Source organism: Rhizobium sp. Root708, from assembly GCF_001429725.1.
Taxonomy (GTDB): Bacteria; Pseudomonadota; Alphaproteobacteria; order Rhizobiales; family Rhizobiaceae; genus Rhizobium.
Genome location: NZ_LMHV01000023.1, coordinates 360,092 through 382,203 on the forward strand (window position 1 = coordinate 360,092; position 22,112 = coordinate 382,203).

The window sequence follows — 22,112 nt, forward strand, 5'->3', positions numbered from 1 at the left end:
CGGTTCAGCCGGCCGGGAAGACTGTCGCAACCGTGTTACGAGACGCCGTTGAAGTCGCCCGTCGTCAGGTTGAAGTTGCCCTTCAGCATCAGCACGAAGTCGGCATCGGTGTTGGCGTCGACATTGCCGTGGATCACTGTGAACTCTGTGCCGTTCAGCACCTCGTGGGTGACGGCGATCTGCCCGGCCGCCGTCAGCGAGCTTCCCAGTGTGAAGTGCTGCACGCCTGTGGTTGACGTATTGGCATCGATCGAGTTGAAATCGATCTTGTCGCCGGGCTGGAAGCCGTGGATCGTATCGCCATCGGCCGCTGCCGCCGACAGGAAGCGGAAGGTGTCGTTGCCGAGCCCGCCGTCCATGATGTTGGCCTCCACCGTCGCCGTGATCGTGTCGTGGCCGGAGCCGGTCACCACATTCTCAAAGCCGTAGACGATATCAGCCCCTGTCGACCCACCCGACACCTGGCCGCGCTGCATGAAGCCATTGCCGAGATCGACCGTCAGATTGCCGGTGGCTATCGAATAGTCGAGCGTGTCGACACCGTCGCCACCCCAGTACTGATCGTCGCCATCACCGGCCGAGGCAATCACGGTATCGTTGCCCGCTCCCGCCCAGACCTGGTCGTCGCCAGCTCCGCCCTCGATGAAGTCATGACCGGCTTCACCGTGGATTGCATCCTTGCCAGCATTGCCGAACAGCATATCGTCGTCACCGCCGCCATGCAGTTCGTCGTCGCCATTGCCGCCGCTGACGCTGTCGTCACCGTCACCGGCGGTCACCACATCATCACCGTCCTCGCCGCGCAGGATGTCGTTGCCGCCATCCCCGACCAGGATATCGCCACCGGCTCCGGCGAGGATCGTGTCACCAGCCGCAGCCCCGATCAGCACGTCGGCAGCAACCGTCCCGATCAGCGTCCGAGCCGCAACCGGCAACGGTGAAACACCGTCATCGGGAACGTCATCGTCGTCGTCATCACCGCCGCTTCCGGACGGCAGGTCGTCATCATCGTCATCATCACCGCCAGACGGGCCGTCGTCATCCTCGTCATCGTCACCACCAGACGGGCCGTCGTCGTCGTCATCATCCTCATCATCGCCGCCGCCGCCGGACGGGATATCGTCATCGTCGTCGTCGACCGGGCCGGTCGGGCCGTCGTCTTCGTCGTCGTCATTTTGCTGATCGTCGCCGTCATCTTCATCTTCATCATCCAACGGCTCGGTCTCGAAGATGCGCTCCGAGAGGTTGGTCAGGCCGGTGTTGCGAGCAACGATGTCGGCGAAGGCTTGTCCATCGACGAATTCTTCGTAGAAGTCGAAATTGTCGAAGCGGTTAAGGTAGTAGAACCGGTCGGCCTCTTGCAGACGATCGAATTGCTCGTGCAGGACCACCCAGAAGGTCTGGCCGACCATGCCATTGTTGATGTGCTGCTCGGCAAGGCCACCGACCCATAGATCGACACGGTCGATACCCTTCACGATGCCCGTGCCATTCGCCTGGATGGCGACCGCGATATCGGGATTAATCGCCTGGAAGCTGGCAATATCACCCTGCTGAAGGACCAGATCGGGATAGGCCTGACGGAACTGAGCAATGACAGTGTCCGACAGATTGTTGCGCGTCTGGAAGTCTTCCCAGGACGTATAGGCAGCCAGGTTGCCGGCAAATCCGATCGCTTCCCTGATATAGGGATCCTGCGATGCGGCAAGATCCATGCGGACCTGATTGAGTGTTCCAAGCCCGACATCCCATGCACGGGCAACGTTGAAGGAAAACAGGTCTGCATTGATGCGAACGAGATCGTTGCGAACAGCGTCCACGATGTTGAAGTCCACGTCTTCCGCCTGTTGGGTGACGATACCTCCGAGGATCGAATTGACCCCCAGTTGTTCGTAACCGGGCTGCGGCACGTATCCGGGAGGCAAGGGAGCCGCGAACACGTCGGCGTCGTTGCTCGGATTGAGGAATGCGTCGAACAACGCGACCTGCTTTGGCTGCCCGTCCGGTCCAAGCACCGTCATCGTCTGGCCGATCAGGGAATGGCCAACGCGATAGACGGCAGCAGCGAACTCGTGCGAGATCGAAGCCGAGGCGTCGGGATTGTATTCCTCGAAGCCATGATCGCCGTCGCCGCGTATGCCACCGATCAGCATGTCGGCGAATTCCGTGAACACGACGCGCTGGTATTCTGCCTCGTTGACCATCTTGGCCGCCTGGAACAGCTCTTCGGCCGTTCCCTGGAAGCCAGATTCCTCAAGCAGGTTGACGTGGTAGTTGTGGTTGCGAGCCCAGATGGTGTGCATCGCGGTCAAGGCGAAGTTCTCATTGCCGCGTCCGTCGCCGACCACATAGTGATCGAGCAGGCTGACGAAGGGATTTGTATCCAGCAGCAAGGCGTGGCCGCTGCCCATGAAATTCGCCGCCGCTCCCTTCAGAACATCAGGATCGAAGGCACCCGTGACCTCGTCGAAGAGGCTGCCGGTGGCTGTCTCGGAAATAGGGTAGTGGCTATAGTAGTCCCGGAAACTGATCTGACCGCCAGGCAAAGCCGGATCGTGGAAGATCGTATTGGCCTGCCAGTGATGCTGGATCAGTTCGCGTAGCGTCGGAAGGAGACGGAATTCCGGATTGGATGGATCGGCCGCCCCCTGGAACAGATGCGAACCAACGCCCTGATTGCCGTCGCTTTCGCGCAGGAACTGACCAACCAGCTCATGCGAGCCATAAGCCTGGTTCTGATCGGCGAAAGGCGATGTCTTGTTGATATGCTGCGTAACGCCGTTCTCGTCGATCGCGTAGACGGTACCGCGCGTGAGGTCGGCGGGGTTGCCTGAACCCGGCGCCCCGCTGCCCGGAGCACCGATCTGCACCGTGCCGTTGCCGCCCTTCGGCAGGAAGTCGAGGCCATGGTCGAAATACTGGCCGAATGCCATGAAGAAGATATTGGCATTGCTGGCATTCTTCGGCAGATTGGCTTCTTGCGCGCCGAGGATGTTGCTGATGTTGCGCGGATCCAGGCCATCGAAGATCGGGTTGATGGCATTGTTTCCGGTCAAAGGATCATATTCGCCGAAGTGGGCGTTGGTGATGCGGATAAACGGCGTATCGGCAGAACCCCAATTCGGGTTGTCCTCATTGTTGCCTTGTCCCGACAAGGCTCGTACGCCGCCGAAACCTTCGGTGTCGTCGTCGCCAGGGAAGGCAGACTGACCGTTTATCAGGCTCTTGAGACCCGCAAGATCGGCAGCCGTGTAAGCGAAGTTGCCGGTGACACCGTTGTCATTGCCCGGTGCATTCTGGAACTGCGGAGGGACGGCACCAGTGAACGTCACCGAGTGCGTGCCATTCGAGAACGTCTTCGTACCATTGGCATTGGTGCTCATGGTGTAGGCGGAAAGGTCGCTTCCGGGCGCCAGTTCTACCACGTCCTGTGGCCGCAGGTTGCCGACGATCGTATCGTGGCCACCGTTGGAGCGGAACAGAATGCGATGCGCAGACTGCAGCCCGGAGATATCGACCGTATCGTCGCCTTCGTCGCCATTCACCGTGATCGTGTTGACGGCGAGGCCAGTCGGCGAGAAGTCACCGATCGGTGTGACCGTATCATTGCCGGCACCCGTATTGATGACAATTTCCTCGATACCGGAAAGTTCGGCCACGATCGAATTGAAGTTGGTGCCGTTGCGGGTGATGACGATCTGGGTGGCTGCGGCCAGCTGTGCGCCGTTGTTGCCGCCAATTGCGTCCCAGGCCGCCCGGGTCATTACTCGGAACGCCTCGCCACTGCCGTCGCCGTTGATCACCATCGTGTCGCCGACGGCCGTATTCGCACCGCCGTTGACGATATCGCGACCCTCTCCGACGTTCCAAACGACTGTGTCGTCGCCATCGCCGCCGTTGATCGTATCCGTCCCTTCACCACCTTGAATGATGTCGTTTCCGGCATTGCCGTTGATCGTGTCGTTACCATCGAAGCCAAGGATGAGCTCGGCATTGGCGCCACCATTGACGGCGACGTTGCTTGCATCCGTGCCCTGCACAAGGTTACCGGTCGCTGTCGAATAGACCGTTGCGCCAAACTGCAACTGTTCGATGCCGGAGAGCGTATCCGAACCGCCTGCGCCTGATACCACCAGGTTTTCCCCGGCGAGTGCAAAGCTATGCGCTGCGGCCGAACCGGTGAACACGACGCGGTCGGTACCGGTACCACCTGTGAAGGCGTTATTGTTCACGTCGCCGGTGAAGACGTCGTTGCCGCTTCCGCCCGTAACGTTCTCGATGCCTGAGATCGACGTGAACCCGCTCGCCGTACCGGCCGAGAGATCGACGTTGACGGCGGCCGTTGTCGTATAAGCCAGCGTATCCGTCCCGGCGCCGAGATCGGCGGTTATGCGCTCGATACCGGCGATCGTGCCGCCACCCTCGATCTGGTTGATCGACGTACCGTTGTACAGTACGCTCAACGTCTCCGCGTCGTTCCCACCGCTATCGATGATCGCCAATGTGTCGGTGTTTGCACCGCCATCGATCACATCGCTACCGCCGTCGCCTTCATCGATATCGTAGACGATCGTGTCGTTTCCTGCTCCGCCATCGATCGTGTCGTTGCCTTCGCCGCCAACGATTAGGTCATCGTCACCGCCACCGCTGAGGGTGTCGTTGCCCGCATTGCCGAACAGCAAGTCGCGACCCGTACCACCGGTCAATCTGTCGACACCCGTTTCGCCGGCAATCAGATTGTTGCCGGTTGTGACGGCGACCGCCCTTCCACCGGGCGCACCGCTGTTAGCTGGATCAGCAGTGCTGACGGCGTAGTCGCCGGTACCCAGCTGATAGCCAGCGAAGGAACCACCATCAAAATTGATCAGTTCGATGCCTTCATTGGTGTTGTCGAAATGATCGATTGCTGTGACCTGCTGGCCATTGAAATCGATAACCAGGTTTCCGTTCTGTGTTCCCGTATCGCTGTCGGACACCGACAGGGACGTCAGAGTGGCGCCTCCGGTGGCGATGATGATGCGATCGGCCGCGCCACCCGTTTCATTGATCGTGTCATCCCCGGCGACAAGTTCGAAACGGTAGGTGTCGCTGCCAAGGCCGCCGGACAGCGCGTTATTGTTTGCGTTGCCGGTAATCGTGTCGTCGAAGTTACTACCGGTGACATTTTCCACTGCGGTAATCGTGTCGTTGCCATCTGCCCCGGTTGCAGCACCTGTCGCCAGATTGACGGCGACGGATCCGGCGGCCGCCGCATAGGTGACCGTATCGGTCCCCGTGCCACCATTCATAACGTCGTTGCCAAGGCCGCCATTCAAGGTGTCGTTGCCAGTCCCACCGTTGATGACGTCGTCGCCGGCGAGACCGCTCAGCACATCGTCGCCATTTCGGCCATTGAGGAGATTGGGAGCAGCGCTACCAACGAACGGTACGCCGGCAGGCCCGTCATTGCCATTCGTCCCGACACGAGCAGTCATTTCGGAGACGACGGTTTCGGCGAAGCCGTCGTTATCGGTGTAGCTGACAATGACCCGATAGAAGGTTCCTGCGACGACGTTGTTGATCGTCGCAGCCGTTGCTCCCCCTACGTTTGTCCAAGGCCCGTTGCCGGGTGCGGCGGAGCTCTGCCACTGATAGCTGAAGCCGTTGGTCGGCTTGCCGTTCTCGTCCTGGATTCCAGCCGTGTTGACGGTCAGGTCATCATCGAGCCCGGTGATCGTAGGCGCACCTGTCGCCGGCGAATTGGTCAAGCGAATGCGCGTGCCATCGGCAAACTGCGCCCACTCGACGTTCCGCAGCGTATCGACGCCATCGGAAACCAGATTTCCACCGGTCAATGGATCGACAACGGCGGAAACGGTGACATGCGAGATCGTCGTGACCATCGCCTGGCCGGTGCCGGTGCGGGTAATCGTGTAGTTCGCGAAGACGTCATTGTAGTAGGCGACATCCTGGTCGGCAGCGCTCGCGCCATCGGTCAGGATTTCGCGCACGATCTGCATCTGGGTCGGCACGATGGCTCGATCGACGAGGAGTTCGAACAGCGACTTGCCCCGCCAGGCGGTGATTGCGAAGTCGTCCGCGAACACATGCCTCATGCTGTCGACAGTGGCGATTTCGGGGCCGCTGCCATCGGCATTCTGATGGATGCCGATCCGGACGTTCAGCCACCGGTCGCCGTCGAGAATATCATCCCCGCCATTGCCCCGAAGGCTATCACTGCCCGCGCCACCCAGCAGGATATTGCCGCTTTCGAAGAAGCCGGTTGCCCCGACCTGAACGATCTGAGACAGATTCCGGATACGATCGATGCCTGCCTGGTCCAGACCGTCGTTGAAGAATACCCCCTCGGTCGTGCCAACCGTGGCTCCGGGCGCAATCTCGCCGAACACCCGACTGTCGCCGATTAGCGTATCGTTGTGGTTCCAGCCCGACAGTGCTTCGACCTTGTCGAAGCGATTGCGCAGGATATCTGCCTGTTCGGTCGTGAAGATCGGGATGTTCATGTCGGCATAGCCGTTGAGCGCCATGCCCTTGAAGATCGCCCAGTCGAAACCGAACATGCCTTCGTTGCGCATGACGCTTTCGCCCTGCACCATGATGTCGTCGCCGGATTCCGCGTCGAAGTCATGCTCTTCGTTTCCGGCGAACATCACATCGTGGCCGACGATCGTCGAGTTGAAGAATAGCTCGGAATTGTCGCCGGCTGTCGTATCGAAGCCGCCACCGGCCTCGATCCAGTCGTCGCCTTCGTTGCCCATCAGGAGGTCGACACCATCGCCGCCGGCGATGAAGTCGTCGCCCTCGCCGCCAAACACCTCGGTGTCATCGACGCCGACGAAAATGGCGTCCTTGCCGGTGCCGCCCATCAGGATGTCGATGCCGTTGGAATTGGCGATGACGTCATTGCCTTCATCGCCCTTGAGGAAGTCGCCGCTATCGCCGCTGTCGGTGATGATATCGTCGCCGCCGCCGCCGTTCACGAGATCGACGCCGGCACCCGATTCAATGCGATCGTTACCATCATCGCCCCAGATGCCGTCATCGCCGAAATCGGTGATGATCGTGTCATTACCGGTCGTGCCGCCGACGACGACGTGCTCACCGCCGGTGAAGCGAAGATAGTTGGCATCGGGGCCAACTGTGCCGGGGTTATCGCGAACCAGCTTGCCGAGCCCCATTGCCTCGAGTGCTGCATCCGTACCGATGGGATCGACGCCATCGACATCCGCCCCGTTATAGTCCACCTGGTTGGCGGCATTGACCTCGAGGACGAAGTCGTAGGCCGCGAAGGCGTCCACGCCGATATGCCGGCTGATAACGTCGTCGGCGGTGCCGCGGATGCCGTCTGCTCCGGGCTGGGCTATGTCGGTATTCGCCATGATCATCTTGGCGAAGGAGTTTTGCTCCAGCATATGGAGGAAATTCTGGCCCTGGGTGCGGGTCAGGTAGTACAGCCGGTCGCCGTCCTGCAGCGCTTCGAGCTGCGCTTCGAAGATCGCGTTGAAGGTAGAACCCAGGAAGCCGCCGAATTCCATCTGCTTCTCTGCAAGGCCGCCGATCCATAGATCGATTGTATTGAGACCGTTGTTGGCCGCATTCCAGCTGCCCGTGCTGTTCAGGAAGCTCAAGCGATCGGCGGGAACGTCGGTCACCGATCCCGAAGCTTCACCAAACACCAGCGCCCAGGCCGCGTCGCGCTTGCCGGCAACAGTCGTTTGCGCGGTGATCGACGTGTGCGTGCCATAGGCGGCGATGAAATTCACAACCGAAATCGGGTTCTTCAGGTTGGCAGCGAAATCGGTCCAGCTGTCATACGGCGTCAGGAAGCTTGAGCCGGTTGCCCTGAAAAGCTGCGTGCGTGCATCGTTCAGCGAAGGGATGCCCGTATCACGGCCGCGTGCAATGTTGATGGACGCGAGATCAAGCGGCAGGCCGAGTAGATTGTTGCGCAGGGCGCCGGTTATGAACTCGTCGATCTCGTTGCCCCGCTCGATCGTCATGCCACGAACAATGGCGCCGGCCGCCTGGTCGGCGGTGATGAACGGGTCGTTTGCCTCGTTCTGAGGGGTACTTGGATCGTCTACGGCGGGAGCCGTCCCATCGTTGTTGAAGGAGAGCGGGTTCAAGAATGCGGTGATCAGACCCATATCGTCCGCGGTGATGCTGCCGTCTTCGTTGAGATGGATTCTCGGCATGCTCTCCGTCAGCATCGAGTGACCGAAGCGATAGACGGTATTGGCGAACTCGGAGAAGATCGCAGGGTTGATATCGGTGATGTTGTTGAAGACGAAGGGGTCGATCGCCGGTTGGATCTTGCGGGCGAACTCCTCGAAGACCAGGTGCTGGTACTGCATTTCCGTGGCAAAACGACCTGCCTGGAACAGGCGTTCGCCATCCCAGTCGAGCGTATCCGCATAGGCCAGCCTCTGGACAGCGCTCATGGACGCAAATGCCGGATCCAGCCCGGCGATATCACCGACGAGCCATTCGTTGATGAAGCCGATGTTGCCGCTCTGCAGGATGGTCAATCTTTGAGAGTCGACCTGGCGGTTGTGCTCGGAGTGGAAGATATGGTGTACGGCCGTCAGGCCGATGTTCTCGTTGCCGCGCCCATCACCAGTGATGAAATGGGCGTCGAGAAGCTCGTCGTCATAGGCAACCCGACGGCCCCGGTAGTCCAAGGCAATGTCGTTGCCGGCGACGTCATCGCTGTCTGCCGCGATCGGCGTGTCGCCGAGAGGGCCAGCGGGGCCATCGGGATCGAACACACCTGTCGGCACGGCATTGTGAGCGATATCGTCAAGGAAGGCGTGTCCGGTGCGTACGGCGCCGGTCAAGGTGCCGTTCGTAGCCGTAAAGGTGTTTACAGGGTTTGCGAGGTTGCCTTCCACGACGACATCGTCCGCCGTGTTGGGAATGCCGTCCGCGCCAATGCCGAGCACCAGCAATGGCAATCCGTTCGGACCGCGAATGAACTCCCCATAAAGGTCAGTCCGCAACAGAGGCAGATTGACGACATCACGGTCGGTCAACTCGATCCCGAGGAAATCGCGTGCCTGTGCCTTGATGTCCCTCCACGTCGGCAGGCCGTTGTCCGAGCCGTCGAGCAGCTTTCCGGTCGCAACCGGGCGCGCGTCGGGAATGCTGTCCGGATCGGCTGTATCCACTGAGAACTTGTATTCGCGCAGGAACACCTGATGCGACGGATGCGAGGTGTAGGTCTGGTTCTGATCGACGAACGGCGTCGTCGTATTGGTTTGCGAGCCGGTAACTGGATCTGGCGTCGCACGCGTCAGCACCATGAAGTTCGTATGGCCGTCGTCCGACGTACCGGCAATGCCATCAGCACCCTTGTCATAGAGTGGATCGTCTGCCTGGAGCGGTATATAGACGGTGCCGTTGCTTCCCTTGGTAATCAGATCGAGGCCGTGGTCGAAGAACTGGCCGAAGAACGTCATCCAGGCATTGAATGGCTTGGAAAGCCCGTCATCCGGCGCAACGTTCGGGATGACCAGCGAACCCTGTGCGTTGAGCGTCAGGCCAAGTTCCTGTGCAAGCGCGGTGAACGCTGCGGCGGGATCGGCAGCCACCAGTTCGGCATGCAAAAGCGTTGCTTCGGCGTCGCTGAGCGCCGCTGCTGCATCCTGAATTGCATCGATGGTCACAGAACTGGGCGCAGTAGTGTAGGCCGCGACAGCGTCATCCAAGTCGCTTTCCGCCGATTGAACAGCTGCTTGTGCAGCGGCAAGCGCGGTTGCGGCCTGCGCAGCCGTCACGCGCCCGGCCATCAGGCGTTGGAGGTCACCATGCGGATCCTCGGAGCCAGCGAACGTCAGCGCGGCAAGAACCGCCGCCGGATTGTTCAGGCTCATGTCGACCACAAGGTTGGAAATCAACCGCGGATCGGCATCAGCGACACTTCCGGGGGCGCCATAATTCGTGTTTGTTATGGTCGGTGCGGGACCGGGACCATCGGGGTCGAAGGTGTCTCCGTCCTGATCATTGACGAAGCTTCCGTCGAGCAACCTTGGCATCGGCTGGTCGGCTGAGCCCCAGGTCTCGCGTCCCGGGACGATATTGTTATAGGTCCCGTCGACGGTTCTCAAACCGACCGGAACATGGGGATCAGGAATGGCCAGCAGGGCGCCGGGGGTGCTTGGATCAACCACATTCCCTTGGGCATCAACGTAGATTTCGGTCAGCGCTGTGCCCGCCGCGTGTGCTTCGGCGACTTTGATCTGACGCAGAATGAAAATCATGTCCTGCAGGTTCAATGTAAACGCGGCCATTGCCTTCTCCCTCCGAAGCAAAACGACCCTGCGGAACAGTTGTTACATTCGTTCCGCAAGCATAATTGGTGTCGTTACTTTTATATCTTCGGCCTGAGCGCCCCCACAGAGAACAAGGTCGGGCGATTTTCGGGACGTTGGTGCAGTCAGCCCCGAACGAAAGTCAGTATACCCATCAGACTAAGGTCGCATCGTCACCGGGGACGGAGAAACGCTTTCAACGCACCCAGGGAATAGCGGCGGCGCGCAAGATTGCTGTTGGCAGACGCAATATTGGGAAATACTAATCTAAGTTCGAATGTCGTGACTCGGGGGGAAGCATGACAACCGGGGACATGGAAACACTGCAATCGGACGGAGATATCGTCGGCAGACCCAGGGGGCCCTGGGGGCGAGTGGCAGTTCTATTCCGACGATCCCGTCTTGAGGTCCAGTTCATCGTCATCGCATCGCTGATCGTGCTGGTGCTTATGTTTGTTCTCGGGTTGTGGACAACGCACAGGATCGAAAAGGCGATCATGAAAGGTGCTGGCGGCGTCGGCGCTGCTTACCTGCAAACCTTCGTCGAACCGATGATCTCGGACGCGGATATTCAGGCAAAGGCCCTCTCTCCCGAAGTGAAGCAGAAGCTCGATAGCCTCCTGGGCGATAGCCCGCTTGGCCAGCACGTTCGAGAGATCAAGATATGGAACCCCGACGGCAGCCTGTTCTATTCCACTTCTGACCAGGAACTTGACGAAGAAGACACCTTCCCGGAATTGAAGCGTGCATTGGCCGGTGAGGTTGTCGTCTCGCGAACCATGGTCGACAAACATAAGTATTCCGACGAGGAGCAGGCGGCCGAGTATATCGAGGTCTATGCTCCATTGGTGCGCGATGCGGCCGGCGCAACTGCACTCGTTGGCGAATTCTACGAACGGCCGGACTATCTACTTGCGGAGATTGGTGGCGCCTGGCGCGCGACATTCGCAATCGTTCTCCTGGTCTCCGCTCCAATGCTCGCACTTCTTTACATGATCGTGCGCAGTGGCCGTCTCACCATTGATCAACAGCGCGCCGCAGCGCGCGCGAGCCTGCGCCATGCATTGGGTCTATCGAACCAGAACAGGCGTTTGCGGCTTGAGGCCGAGCGCGCGCGACTGGAATCCGGCAAGCTGAACGAAAAGATTCTGGACCAGATCGGTAGTGACCTCCACGACGGCCCCATACAAGTGCTGACCCTCGTCAAGCTTCGTTTGAGCGATCTAGCGCCGCCGCAAGAGGCAACGAACCACGTGAACATTGCGATCGAGAGCCTGGGCAAACTCCTGCAATTGGTCACCATGACCCTTGATGAGATCAGAAACATCTCGTCCGGCCTTGTCCTGCCGGAACTCGACAATCTTTCCGTGCAAGAGACCATCCAGCTTGCCGTTCGACGCTTTACCGACCTGACCGGACATGTAGTCGACGTCAAAGGCGAGATCACGACCGAGATCGTGCACGGGCATCTCAATATCTGCGTCTACCGCTTTATCCAGGAAGGATTGATGAACGCGCAGCGACATGCACCTGGAAACCTCCAACAGGTAAGATTCAGAATCTGGCGAAATCGACTGGTGATCGCAGTTGCCGACATCGGCGCCCCCCCGAAATTGGCAAATCCGGCGGCCGAGGACAGGATCCGGTTGGGAAAGCTGATGCAAAAACGCCGCATCCGCGCCTTCGGCGGCAAGATACGCACCATCGCGCGCGACAACGGCACGCTCGTCACGGTCGTGCTGTCATTGGACGGACAAGTCGATGCTTAGAGGACCGCTGAGGGTTTTCATTGAGTGTCTCCAAGGGCCAGACGCTGGCCGGTCGATTTGTCGAAGAGGTGGATTTTGTCGGACGGAAGTTGAATGGACAGCGTGTCCCCTGCTCGCACCGGCACGCGTTCGCGGAAGTTTGCGAGGATCTCGTCACCGCCGATGCGCAGGGCGATCTGTGTTTCAGCGCCCGTCGGCTCGTCGACGATCACGGTCCCGTTCAAGTGGCCCTCGCCATTGGCGAGGACGACATGCTCCGGCCGGATGCCGGCGACGAGCTCGCGACCGCCGGACGCCTTTGCCATGTCAGGCGTGAGCCGCAGGATCGTTCCTCCGTTTGTCCTGAAAGCCTCGCCCTCGATGAGGCCGTTGAGGAAGTTCATTGGCGGCGATCCCAGGAACCCGGCGACGAAGAGGTTGGCGGGGGCGATCGTACAGGTCGAGCGGACGGCCGGCCTGCTCGATCCTGCCGCCATTCATGACGACGATCCGGTCAGCCATTGTCATCGCCTCGATCTGATCATGCGTGACATAGATGGTCGTCGTCTTCAGCCTTTGATGCAGAGCCTTGATCTCGGTACGCATCTGGACGCGCAGCTTGGCGTCGAGGTTGCTCAACGGCTCATCGAACAGAAACACTTCCGGCTCGCGCACGATCGCACGCCCCATGGCCACGCGCTGCCGCTGCCCGCCCGAAAGCTGCTTCGGGTATCGGTCCATCAGCGGGCCGAGCGCCAGGATCTCGCCCGCAGCCCTGACCTTGGCTTCGATTTCCGCCTGCGGTCGCCCCGCGAGCTTCAGCGCGAATTCTGGGCAACCGTCTTGTGCGGATAGAGCGCGTAGGACTGGAACACCATCGCAATGTCGCGATCCTTAGGAGGGACGTCGTTTACCCGTCGACCACCGATCGCGATCGCGGCATCTTTCATCGAAATGGTCAGCTTGCACGAAATGACGTGAGCGACGTGGAAAACAAATATTTCGCTGACCTTCCCACCATCGGACTTTGCGATTGCGGTATCGTAGATTTCCGTTTCACCAACGAGATCATCTGGCGCATCCCTGTCTTGCAGAAAAGAAGGAGACGCAGATGCAAAAAACCATCGTCGAAAAACGCGTGCTGATAGTCGGGGGCAGTTCGGGAATGGGGTTTGCTCTTGCACAGCAACTCTTGGCCGGAGGCGCCGAAGTCATCATTGTTGGTCGCGACGAACGCAAGCTTTCTGTTGCTCGGCAACAGTTGGCGGACAATGTTCTGGCCATCTCCTGCGATATTACGAGGGAAGACCGGGTCGCCGAACTTTTTTCCAATCTCGGAGAACTCGATCATATCGTCAGTACGGCTGCTGATATCGATGGCGCCTACAAGCTGTTGCCTGATATCGATCTTGCCGCTGCCCAGCGTGTCGTCGAAAGCAAGTTCTACGGCCCTTTGCTTCTCGCAAAGTACGGAGTGCCGCAGCTCCGCGAATCAGGGTCACTCACGTTTACGTCAGGCATTGCCGCCTACCGACCGTCGGCGCGGGGTTCCGTCGTTGCAGCGGTGAACGCAGCATTGGAAGGATTGGTCCGAGCGCTGGCCGTGGAAGTCGCGCCAATCCGTGTCAATGCTGTTTCCCCTGGCTGGGTCGATACGCCGATATGGACCTTTGTTGCAGGCGACGCGAAATCAGCGACGCTGCAGGCAATGGCCGATCGACTTCCCGCTGGCCGCGTCGGGACGGCGCAGGACATTGCGGATGCGATCTCATTTCTGATGGGGAACGGATTTACAACCGGCACGGTGCTTCATGTCGAAGGTGGGCATCGGTTGGTCTAAGACGTTCCGGGAGCTGGATGGTAGCCCCTTGCGCCGGATTTTGGTCTAGGATGTGCGGCCTTATAAGAGTGCTTTAGCCGGCCAATTCACCGGCTAGAGCTTCATTCTTCGGCTTCCCGTCATGCACTAACACCTGTCGTTGAAAGCGCTGAAGGTGCTGCTTCGTTGCAGACTATCAACTCTGCGGCGGTATCCCCGCTGAAGGATTGGAGAGCCAGGTGCGTGAACGCCACAAGATGCGGCGGCGGGACACGACGGCGGCGCCAGACCAGATTTAACGGCGCAACGGCTGTCAGTTCAGGGATGTTGATTTCCGTCACCTCGCCACGGGCAAGAGCTTCTCGAACGGCGAGGCGAGGAACTAGAGCCAACCCAGCTCCAGCGGCGACCATCGCAACAATTGCTCCAATGCTGCCGACCTCCATTGCCGGGTTCGGTGCCGCAAGTCCGACGGCGGCAAAGCCTGCTTCAAAGAGATGGCGGTAGATGCAGCCTCTTTCTGTCGCCACGAAGGCTCGATCCCTGAGGGATCGCAACGTCCCATCAGCAGTGTGAGGATTTGCCGACCCGGTGACAAGGACCAGAGGTTCAGTGGTCACCTTCCGATAAATCAGACGGGTATCCTTATCACCCCTGTCAAAAAGCATGGCGGCATCCAGTTCACCGCGATCTAGCTTTTGGCGCAGCTCGCCGCTGGAAGCGACGGAAAGCTGGACTGGGACACGCGGGTGGGAGTGTCGGAAATTGGCCAAAACCGCCGCGAGCGGCCCCGACGCAATCGTCTCCAGAGCACCTATTCGTAGTGGTGTCACGGTAGCACTTCCAGCGGCCTGGACAGCCCTTAGCGCTTCGGCTTCGAGCGAGACGATTTCGTGCGCGTAGGGAACAAGCGACTGCCCGGCAGCAGTGAGCTTTAGTCCCTGCCGCTCTCGAATGAAAAGGGTGACGCCGACCTCCGCCTCCAACGCGCGGATCTGGTCGCTGACGCTCGACTGTGCGAGGTTGACCTCGGCTGACGCGCGCGTGACGTTGCCATGTTGGGCAACAGACAGGAAAGATCTTAATTGCCTGGGATGCATGAAGAAAACTCGAGCAACTATTGTTGCTCGACCTTAAACGCTCCTGATGATCCCGACAACAAGGTGCGTGCCGTCCTTTCACGCGAAAGCTTTGGGATGAGGCGTGTCGATGGTCCGAGCGGATACATCCCTGCAGCTACCCATCGTTGTGACAAAAAACCGCCCAGAAATCTTTCAATTTGTGCGTGGGTATCGAAACGATGCCTTGTCTCGGCCGGCCTAAGCCGCCATGTGGTTGCTCCGTTATTGAATAACAAGTGCGCACCCGGAACCAGACGAGAACTCAGCGGCCGACCGTCCCCCCACAACAATGGGCTCCAGGCAGAAAAGGCAGTTATCTCCCCGTCGCAACGCCTCGACAAAGATCTCCCTGCGTTAGGTACTTCCGCGCCGTCGCCGCTATCGGACCGCTGGATCAGGAAAATCGCGGAGGACAGCTACCACGACTTCCATCACCGTGCGCACCGCTGGAGTTTTGTGCAGGTCGCCGTGAACGACTATACTTCAGCGAACACCTGATCGTGGTGCGGGCCAGGTAGGCGTATCCGGCCAACGCTCAGTGCTGGCTGGAGATGACAGCGCCAAGGGCGTCCAGATAGAGCAGGTTTCGGCAGGTCCGAACCACGGAGATGCCACCTTATTGAAGGCATTCAGCCGCGCGGTCAGCAGTTGGAGCTTGATGCGCGGTACCCCAACTGTATTTCGGATTTGCCGCATCGATTTGCGGACAGCGTCCGGAACGCCCGGCGGGTCCCAAGAACGTAAAGGCGTAGGGATCGCGCCAATCCGTGCCAAGCCAGAAGGATCATACGTCTAGCTCCGAAAAGAGCTTGCGACTCGCATAAGTGCGTGCTTATGTGTAGTCATGATCGAACATGATATCTTTCGCGCTCTGGCGGATTCAACCCGTCGCACAATTTTCGAAAAGCTGGCGAACGGCAGCATGAATGCCAGCGCCCTGCGCCACGGCATGGATATCAGCCAGCCGGCGATGTCCCAGCATCTGGCCGTATTGCGAGCGGCAGGATTGGTGCGTGAACAAAAGGATGGCCGCTTCGTGAATTACGAAGTCGATCCGGACGGGCTCGCCCTTATCGCGCAGTGGCTGGCGAAATACCGCGCCTACTGGCCGGCTCGTATTGACGCTCTTAAGCTCTTGCTCAAGGATATGGATCAATGAATGACATGAAAGCCGAAGTGCAGGAAAGCGGATTCGAGCAGAAATACGAACTGGACGCGCCCCCAGAGAGGGTCTGGCGGGCGATCAGCATAGCGGAATTCCGGGAGAGATGGCTGCCGGGAAAGGCGCTTGTCGATCCACAGTCGCTCTCCGAAACGCCGGGCAAGGAAATCCGCTACAAATTGCGCGACGATACCCCGCCCCATCTCGAAAGTATTGTCACCTTCACGATCGCCCCGAATGGATTAGGCGGAACCAGCCTGCGGATCGTCCACGAGCTGAGCGGCGCGACCTTCGAGAGGCTGGCGAAAACGGTGGCCAACGGCAACAGCCCAAACCTCATGCTCGCCGCCTGACGCGGTAAGCCTTCCCCAAAATCTCGAATGATTGGAGTTCGCCGATGCGCGAAGCGATGCAACTCGTCCCCATGGTCGTCGAACAGTCCAGCCGAGGAGAGCGGTCTTTCGACATTTATTCCCGACTGCTTCGTGAGAGGATCATCTTTTTGAACGGAGAAGTAAACGACACGGTCTCGGCACTCGTCTGCGCACAATTGTTGTTTCTTGAAGCCGAAAACCCCAAAAGGCCAATCCATCTCTACATCAATTCGCCAGGCGGCGTCGTAACAAGCGGGCTCGCGATGTACGATACGATGCGTTACATTCACGCTCCGGTGCATACGTTGTGCATGGGGACCGCCCGCTCGATGGGATCGTTCCTGTTGATGTCAGGCCAACCGGGCGAACGCACCGCGCTTCCCAATGCGAGCATCCATATTCACCAGCCGCTGGGCGGATTCCAGGGACAAGCATCGGACATGCTGATCCATGCCGAGGAAATGCAGAAGACCAAGCATCGTATGACGCGGCTCTACGCCGAGCATTGCGGCCGCACCTACGAAGAATTCGAGCAAGCTATGGATCGCGACCGCTTCATGACGGCGGAAGAAGCATTGGAATGGGGCCTAATTGACCGCATTCTGCACGTTCGGGAAGAGCCCGGTTCGATCCGTCGCTAAGGATAATCTGCGAACCCACCTTTCGGCGTATTGCGCCGAGAGAATGGTGAGAAGCTGGAACAGATGCGCGTAACCGTCGATGAAGCTGCAGGGTACGCTCGACAAACGGCTCGGAGACTCCTTCAAGATCGTCAGCGAACGCCTCGAAGCTGTTCATCAGGGCTTGGGTGAAATGCAGAACTTGGCGACGGGCGTCGGGGATTTGAGACGCGTGCTCACGAACGTCAAATCACGCGGGTCCTGGGGCGAAGTACAGCTTGGAGCTTTGCTGGAACAAATATTGACGCCTGCACAGTATGTGGCGAACGCCACCATGTCCGAATTCGACAACGAACGTGTCGAATACGCGATCCGGCTCCCCGGCTCCGGCGAGACAGAAGAGTGCTTGCTGCCGATCGACGCGAAGTTTCCGATCGAGGATTATGAACGTCTGCAGGCCGCCTCCGAGATCGGGGACATTGCCGCCGTCGAGGAAGCGTCGAAGGCTTTGGAAACGCGCATCAAGAACTCGGCCAAGGACATCTCAAGCAAGTACATTCGCCCACCGAAGACAACGGATTTTGCGATCCTGTTCCTAACAACAGAAGGCCTTTATACCGAGATCATTCGCCGCCCGGGACTGTGCTACGACCTCCAGCGAACCTATCGCGTTGCAGTGGCCGGACCAACAACCCCAACTGCAATTCTCAGCAGTTTGCAGATGGGATTCCGCACTGTTGCAAGAGGAAGAGTTTGGTAAATTCGGTCCGGTGCTGGAGAAGGTTAAAAAGAAGCTGCAGGAAGCGTCCAACCAGATCGACAACGTCGAGGTACGATGCCGCGCCATCAACCGGAAGCTACGTAACGTTGAAATCCTGCCTGCAAACGACGTGCAGGTCTTGATCGAGACACTCGAAGAGGATTTTGGATTCGACGATGGTGACGCTGAGACTAACGGAAAGCTGTCGGCTTGAACTTCAAAACTGGCCGAAGCGCATCCGATCACATCTAAGACCGAAGCAGTGTCCGCTCTTGCGCCAACAGCGGTCATTCCACCACGTCAGAAGTCCCAGTCCTCGTCCTCGGTGGCGACCGCTTTTCCGATGACGTAAGACGAGCCGGAGCCGGAAAAGAAGTCGTGGTTCTCGTCCGCGTTCGGCGATAGCGCAGAGAGAATGGCCGGATTGACCTTGCACGCCTCAGCCGGGAACAGCGCCTCGTAGCCCAGGTTCATCAGCGCCTTGTTGGCATTGTAATGCAGGAACTTCTTGACGTCTTCGGTAAGGCCCACGCCGTCATAAAGCGCCTCGGTGTATTTCGCCTCGTTGTCGTAGAGCTCGAGCAAAAGATCGAAGGCGAAGTCCTTGATCTCCTGGCGGCGGGCTTCAGGAAAACGCTCGACCGCCCGCTGGAACTTGTAGCCTATGTAATAGCCATGCACGGCCTCGTCGCGGATGATGAGGCGGATCATGTCGGCGGTGTTGGTTAGCTTGGCGCGGCTCGACCAGTACATCGGCAGATAGAAGCCGGAATAGAACAGGAAGCTCTCGAGGAAGACCGAGGCGACCTTCTTCTTCAGCGGATCATCGGAAGCGTACTGCTCCATGATCAGCGCCGACTTCCGCTGCAGGAACTCGTTCTCCTCCGACCAGCGATAGGCATCGTCGACATCGGGCGTCGAGCACAGCGTTGAGAAGATCGACGAATAGGAGCGCGCGTGGACCGCCTCCATGAAGGAGATGTTGGAGAGCACGGCCTCCTCATGTGGGGTCGCTGCATCCACCATCAGCTTTACCGAGCCGACGCCGTTCTGGATCGTATCGAGCAGCGTCAATCCGGTGAAGACGCGGATGGTCAGTTGCTGTTCTTCCGGCTTCAGCGTCGCCCAGGACGGGATGTCGTTCGACAGCGGCACCTTTTCTGGCAGCCAGAAATTGCCGGTGAGGCGGTTCCAGACCTCGAGGTCCTTGTCATCCTCGATCCGGTTCCAGTTGATGGCGCGCACGGCCGCGGCGACCTTCGGGGTTTTGGTCTTCACTTGAATGTTCATCTTGCTCACCTGAGATCAAAGGGCGCAGGAGACGCAGCCCTGCACTTCCGTGCCGGTCAGCGCCATCTGGCGAAGGCGGATGTAGTAGATGGTCTTGATGCCCTTCTTCCACGCATAGATCTGCGCCTTGTTGATATCGCGCGTCGTCGCGGTGTCGCGGAAGAACAGCGTCAGCGACAGGCCCTGGTCGACATGCTGGGTGGCCGCCGCATAAGTGTCGATGATCTTCTCCGGCCCGATCTCGTAGGCATCCTGGTAATAGTCGAGATTGTCGTTCGTCATGAAGGCGGCCGGGTAGTAGACGCGGCCGATCTTGCCTTCCTTGCGAATTTCGATCTTGGAGACGATCGGATGGATCGAGGAGGTCGAGTGGTTGATGTAGGAGATCGAGCCCGTCGGCGGCACGGCCTGTAGGTTCTGGTTATAAAGCCCACCTTCCATGACCGCCTTCTTCAACTCCAGCCAGTCGTCCTGCGTCGGGATATGGATGCCTGCCGTCTCGAACAGTTCGGCCACGCGCGCCGTGGCCGGCGTCCATTCGGCCTCGTTGTATTTGTCGAAATATTCGCCCGATGCGTATTTCGAATTATCGAAGCCCTTGAAGCTCTGGCCACGCTCGACCGCGAGCCGGTTCGACGCGCGGATGGCATGATAGGTCACCGTGTAAAAGTACATGTTGGTGAAATCGACGCCCTCGTCGGACCCGTAATAGATCCGTTCGCGGGCGAGATAGCCGTGAAGGTTCATCTGGCCGAGGCCGATCGCGTGGCTGTCTGCATTGCCCTTGGCGACCGATGGAACCGAGGTGATGTTGCTCATGTCGGAGACGGCGGTCAGCGCCCGGATCGAGGTCTCGATCGTCTTTCCGAAATCCGCAGAATCCATGGTCGCGGCGATGTTCAGCGAGCCGAGATTGCAGGAGATATCCTTGCCCATGTGGTTGTAGGAGAGATCGGCGTCATAGGTGCTGGCATCGCTGACTTGCAGGATTTCCGAGCACAGATTGCTCATGGTGATGCGCCCGGCGATAGGGTTCGCCTTGTTCACCGTGTCTTCGAACATGATGTAGGGATAACCGCTCTCGAACTGGATCTCGGCGATCACCTGGAAGAAGTCGCGCGCCTTGATCTTTTTCTTCTTGATGCGGCTGTCGGCCACCATCTCGCGGTATCTCTCGGTGACCGAGATCTCGCTGAAGGCGACGCCATAGACGCGTTCGACGTCGTAGGGCGAGAACAGGTACATGTCCTCGTTATTCTTGGCGAGTTCGAAGGTGATATCGGGCACGACGACGCCGAGCGACAGCGTCTTGATGCGGATCTTCTCGTCGGCATTCTCGCGCTTGGTATCGAGGAAGCGCATGATGTCGGGGTGGTGGGCATTGAGATAGACGGCGCCTGCGCCCTGGCGCGCGCCAAGTTGGTTGGCGTAGGAGAAACTATCTTCCAGCAGCTTCATGACGGGGATGACGCCCGACGACTGGTTTTCGATCTGCTTGATCGGCGCGCCAGCCTCGCGCAGGTTCGTCAGCGACAGGGCGACCCCGCCGCCACGCTTGGAAAGCTGCAAGGCGGAATTGATACCGCGGGCGATGCTCTCCATGTTGTCCTCGATCCTGAGCAGGAAGCACGACACGAGCTCGCCGCGCTGCTTCTTTCCCGCATTGAGGAAGGTCGGCGTCGCCGGCTGGAAACGGCCGGAAATGATCTCGTCGACCATGTCTCGGGCGAGCCCCTCGTTGCCGCGAGCCAGCGCCAGCGCCACCATGCAGATGCGGTCTTCGTAGCGCTCGAGGTAGCGCTTTCCATCGAAGGTCTTCAGCGTATAGCTGGTGTAATATTTGAAAGCGCCGAGGAAAGTCGGGAAGCGGAACTTCTTGTCATAGGCGTGGTCGAACAGATCGCGGACGAAATTGAACGAATACTGGTCCAGCACCGCCTGCTCGTAGTAGCCCTCGGTGACTAGGTAATCGAGCTTCTCCCTGAGATTATGGAAGAACACCGTGTTCTGGTTCACGTGCTGCAGGAAATACTGCTTCGCAGCCTGCCGATCCTTGTCGAGCTGAATCCTGCCGTCCTCGTCATAGAGGTTCAGCATCGCGTTCAGCGCGTGATAGTCGAGCGTCGCGTCGGCTATCTTGGTGTCTGTCGCCTTCAAGGGGCGTTCGAGAACTGCCGTGTCCAAAATCGTTCCAATCCGTGTGTGACATTGGCGACATCCTCATCGGTGCCGAGAAGCTCGAACCTGTACAGGTAAGGCACCTGGCATTTCCTGGCTATGATGTCGCCGGCAAGCCCGAAGGTCTCGCCGAAGTTGCTGTTGCCCGCGGCGATCACGCCCCGGAGGTTCGAACGGTTGTCCGCGTCATTGAGGAAGCGGATGACCTGTTTGGGCACGGCGCCCTTGCCGCCGTCGCCGCAATAGGTCGGGACAACAAGCACGAAGGGACGTTGCGCGGTCAGCATGAGCTCCGCACTGACGGGAATGCGCGATGCCCGCAGCCCGAGTTTTTTGACGAAGCGGTGGGTGTTCTCGGACCGGCTGGAGAAATAGACGAGCTCACCCATCAATCGACCCTCAGGCCAGCGCGCTGATCATGTCCGGACGGAAGCCCGCCCAGTGCAGGTCGCCGGCAACGACGACGGGAACCTGGCGATAGCCGAGCCCCTGCACGAGTTCGTAGGCCGCCGTGTCGGTCGAGACGTCGATCACGTCATAATTGATCCCTTGGCGATCGAGCGCGCGGGTGGTCGCCGTGCATTGGACGCAGGCGGGCTTGCTGTAGACGGTAATGTTCATGGTAATCCTCGTGTCGGATAGGCGTGCGATAGCGATCGGACATCCGCCGATGTCCGGGCAAAATGATGAATGATGAAGGCAGCCGCTTACGGTCGCCGGACGCTCAGGC

General features: G+C 59.2%; 13 protein-coding genes and 1 pseudogene. 7 read left to right on the plus strand and 7 right to left on the minus strand.

The genetic code is table 11. The annotated features are described in order from the left end of the window. Nucleotides 1–35: 35 nt before the first annotated feature. Nucleotides 36–10,289, minus strand: a complete 10,254-nt coding sequence (locus ASE04_RS16105) for a peroxidase family protein (protein WP_056818965.1) — start codon at nt 10,287–10,289, stop codon at nt 36–38. A 395-nt stretch (nt 10,290–10,684) separates the two neighbouring features. Here ASE04_RS16105 and ASE04_RS16110 point away from each other — a divergent pair, with 395 nt between their 5' ends. Then, complete coding sequence (locus ASE04_RS16110) at nt 10,685–12,079, plus strand: sensor histidine kinase (RefSeq protein WP_244490427.1); 1,395 nt, start codon at nt 10,685–10,687, stop codon at nt 12,077–12,079. Between the two features lie 17 nt (nt 12,080–12,096). On the opposite strand, the pseudogene ASE04_RS30135 reads toward ASE04_RS16110, so the two are convergent. After that, a pseudogene (locus tag ASE04_RS30135) lies at nt 12,097–13,008 on the minus strand (ABC transporter ATP-binding protein); the annotation flags it as partial. A 161-nt stretch (nt 13,009–13,169) separates the two neighbouring features. Between ASE04_RS30135 and ASE04_RS16125 the strand changes: the two are divergent. Beyond that, the gene (locus ASE04_RS16125) at nt 13,170–13,898 is read left to right on the plus strand and encodes an SDR family oxidoreductase (protein ID WP_056818971.1); all 729 of its coding nucleotides are present in this window, start codon (nt 13,170–13,172) and stop codon (nt 13,896–13,898) included. A gap of 119 nt (nt 13,899–14,017) precedes the next feature. Here ASE04_RS16125 and ASE04_RS16130 read toward each other — a convergent pair whose 3' ends face one another. After that, nucleotides 14,018–14,977 carry a LysR family transcriptional regulator gene (locus ASE04_RS16130; RefSeq protein WP_056818973.1) on the minus strand — a complete coding sequence of 320 codons (960 nt, stop codon included), beginning with the start codon at nt 14,975–14,977 and terminating at the stop codon, nt 14,018–14,020. Nucleotides 14,978–15,842: 865 nt separating this feature from the next. Between ASE04_RS16130 and ASE04_RS16135 the strand changes: the two genes are divergently transcribed. The 5 genes from ASE04_RS16135 (at nt 15,843) to ASE04_RS31645 (ending at nt 18,128) form a co-directional block, all read left to right on the plus strand. Beyond that, nucleotides 15,843–16,157, plus strand: a complete 315-nt coding sequence (locus ASE04_RS16135; RefSeq protein WP_056818976.1) for an ArsR/SmtB family transcription factor — start codon at nt 15,843–15,845, stop codon at nt 16,155–16,157. Continuing rightward, a complete protein-coding gene (locus ASE04_RS16140; RefSeq protein ID WP_056818978.1) occupies nt 16,154–16,513 on the plus strand; it encodes an SRPBCC family protein in 360 nt (119 codons plus the stop codon). The genes ASE04_RS16135 and ASE04_RS16140 overlap by 4 nt, the downstream gene beginning before the upstream one ends. 44 nt (nt 16,514–16,557) lie before the next feature. Beyond that, on the plus strand, nt 16,558–17,175 hold the full coding sequence (locus ASE04_RS16145; protein WP_056818981.1) for an ATP-dependent Clp protease proteolytic subunit: 618 nt from the start codon (nt 16,558–16,560) through the stop codon (nt 17,173–17,175). Nucleotides 17,176–17,254: 79 nt separating this feature from the next. Further along, complete coding sequence (locus ASE04_RS16150) at nt 17,255–17,914, plus strand: DNA recombination protein RmuC (RefSeq protein WP_244490428.1); 660 nt, start codon at nt 17,255–17,257, stop codon at nt 17,912–17,914. Beyond that, a complete protein-coding gene (locus ASE04_RS31645) occupies nt 17,892–18,128 on the plus strand; it encodes a hypothetical protein (RefSeq protein ID WP_244490429.1) in 237 nt (78 codons plus the stop codon). The genes ASE04_RS16150 and ASE04_RS31645 overlap by 23 nt, the downstream gene beginning before the upstream one ends. Before the next feature lie 86 nt (nt 18,129–18,214). Here the strand turns inward: ASE04_RS31645 and nrdF are convergent, their stop codons facing one another. Genes nrdF through nrdH form a run of 4 tightly spaced genes read right to left on the minus strand, consistent with a single transcriptional unit; the run spans nt 18,215 to nt 22,003 of the window. Continuing rightward, the gene (gene nrdF / locus ASE04_RS16155; protein ID WP_056818983.1) at nt 18,215–19,204 is read right to left on the minus strand and encodes a class 1b ribonucleoside-diphosphate reductase subunit beta; all 990 of its coding nucleotides are present in this window, start codon (nt 19,202–19,204) and stop codon (nt 18,215–18,217) included. Nucleotides 19,205–19,219: 15 nt separating this feature from the next. After that, nucleotides 19,220–21,388: a class 1b ribonucleoside-diphosphate reductase subunit alpha gene (nrdE, locus tag ASE04_RS16160; protein ID WP_056818986.1), complete on the minus strand. Its 2,169-nt coding sequence runs from the start codon at nt 21,386–21,388 to the stop codon at nt 19,220–19,222. Beyond that, nucleotides 21,358–21,771 (minus strand): class Ib ribonucleoside-diphosphate reductase assembly flavoprotein NrdI, encoded by a 414-nt coding sequence (gene nrdI, locus ASE04_RS16165; RefSeq protein WP_056818988.1) that lies wholly within the window; start codon nt 21,769–21,771, stop codon nt 21,358–21,360. Before nrdI ends, nrdE begins: the two co-directional genes overlap by 31 nt. 10 nt (nt 21,772–21,781) lie before the next feature. Further along, nucleotides 21,782–22,003, minus strand: a complete 222-nt coding sequence (gene nrdH, locus ASE04_RS16170; RefSeq protein WP_056818990.1) for a glutaredoxin-like protein NrdH — start codon at nt 22,001–22,003, stop codon at nt 21,782–21,784. Nucleotides 22,004–22,112 lie beyond the last annotated feature (109 nt).

What these genes read in the sequence shown, in the direction of transcription:
- ASE04_RS16105 (WP_056818965.1), bottom strand. Translation starts at nt 10,289, where the DNA reads ATGGCCGCGTTTACATTGAACCTGCAGGACATGATTTTCATTCTGCGT.
- ASE04_RS16125 (WP_056818971.1), top strand. Translation starts at nt 13,170, where the DNA reads ATGCAAAAAACCATCGTCGAAAAACGCGTGCTGATAGTCGGGGGCAGT.
- ASE04_RS16130 (WP_056818973.1), bottom strand. Translation starts at nt 14,977, where the DNA reads ATGCATCCCAGGCAATTAAGATCTTTCCTGTCTGTTGCCCAACATGGC.
- ASE04_RS16135 (WP_056818976.1), top strand. Translation starts at nt 15,843, where the DNA reads ATGATCGAACATGATATCTTTCGCGCTCTGGCGGATTCAACCCGTCGC.
- ASE04_RS16140 (WP_056818978.1), top strand. Translation starts at nt 16,154, where the DNA reads ATGAATGACATGAAAGCCGAAGTGCAGGAAAGCGGATTCGAGCAGAAA.
- ASE04_RS16145 (WP_056818981.1), top strand. Translation starts at nt 16,558, where the DNA reads ATGCGCGAAGCGATGCAACTCGTCCCCATGGTCGTCGAACAGTCCAGC.
- ASE04_RS16150 (WP_244490428.1), top strand. Translation starts at nt 17,255, where the DNA reads ATGAAGCTGCAGGGTACGCTCGACAAACGGCTCGGAGACTCCTTCAAG.
- nrdF (WP_056818983.1), bottom strand. Translation starts at nt 19,204, where the DNA reads ATGAACATTCAAGTGAAGACCAAAACCCCGAAGGTCGCCGCGGCCGTG.
- nrdI (WP_056818988.1), bottom strand. Translation starts at nt 21,771, where the DNA reads ATGGGTGAGCTCGTCTATTTCTCCAGCCGGTCCGAGAACACCCACCGC.
- nrdH (WP_056818990.1), bottom strand. Translation starts at nt 22,003, where the DNA reads ATGAACATTACCGTCTACAGCAAGCCCGCCTGCGTCCAATGCACGGCG.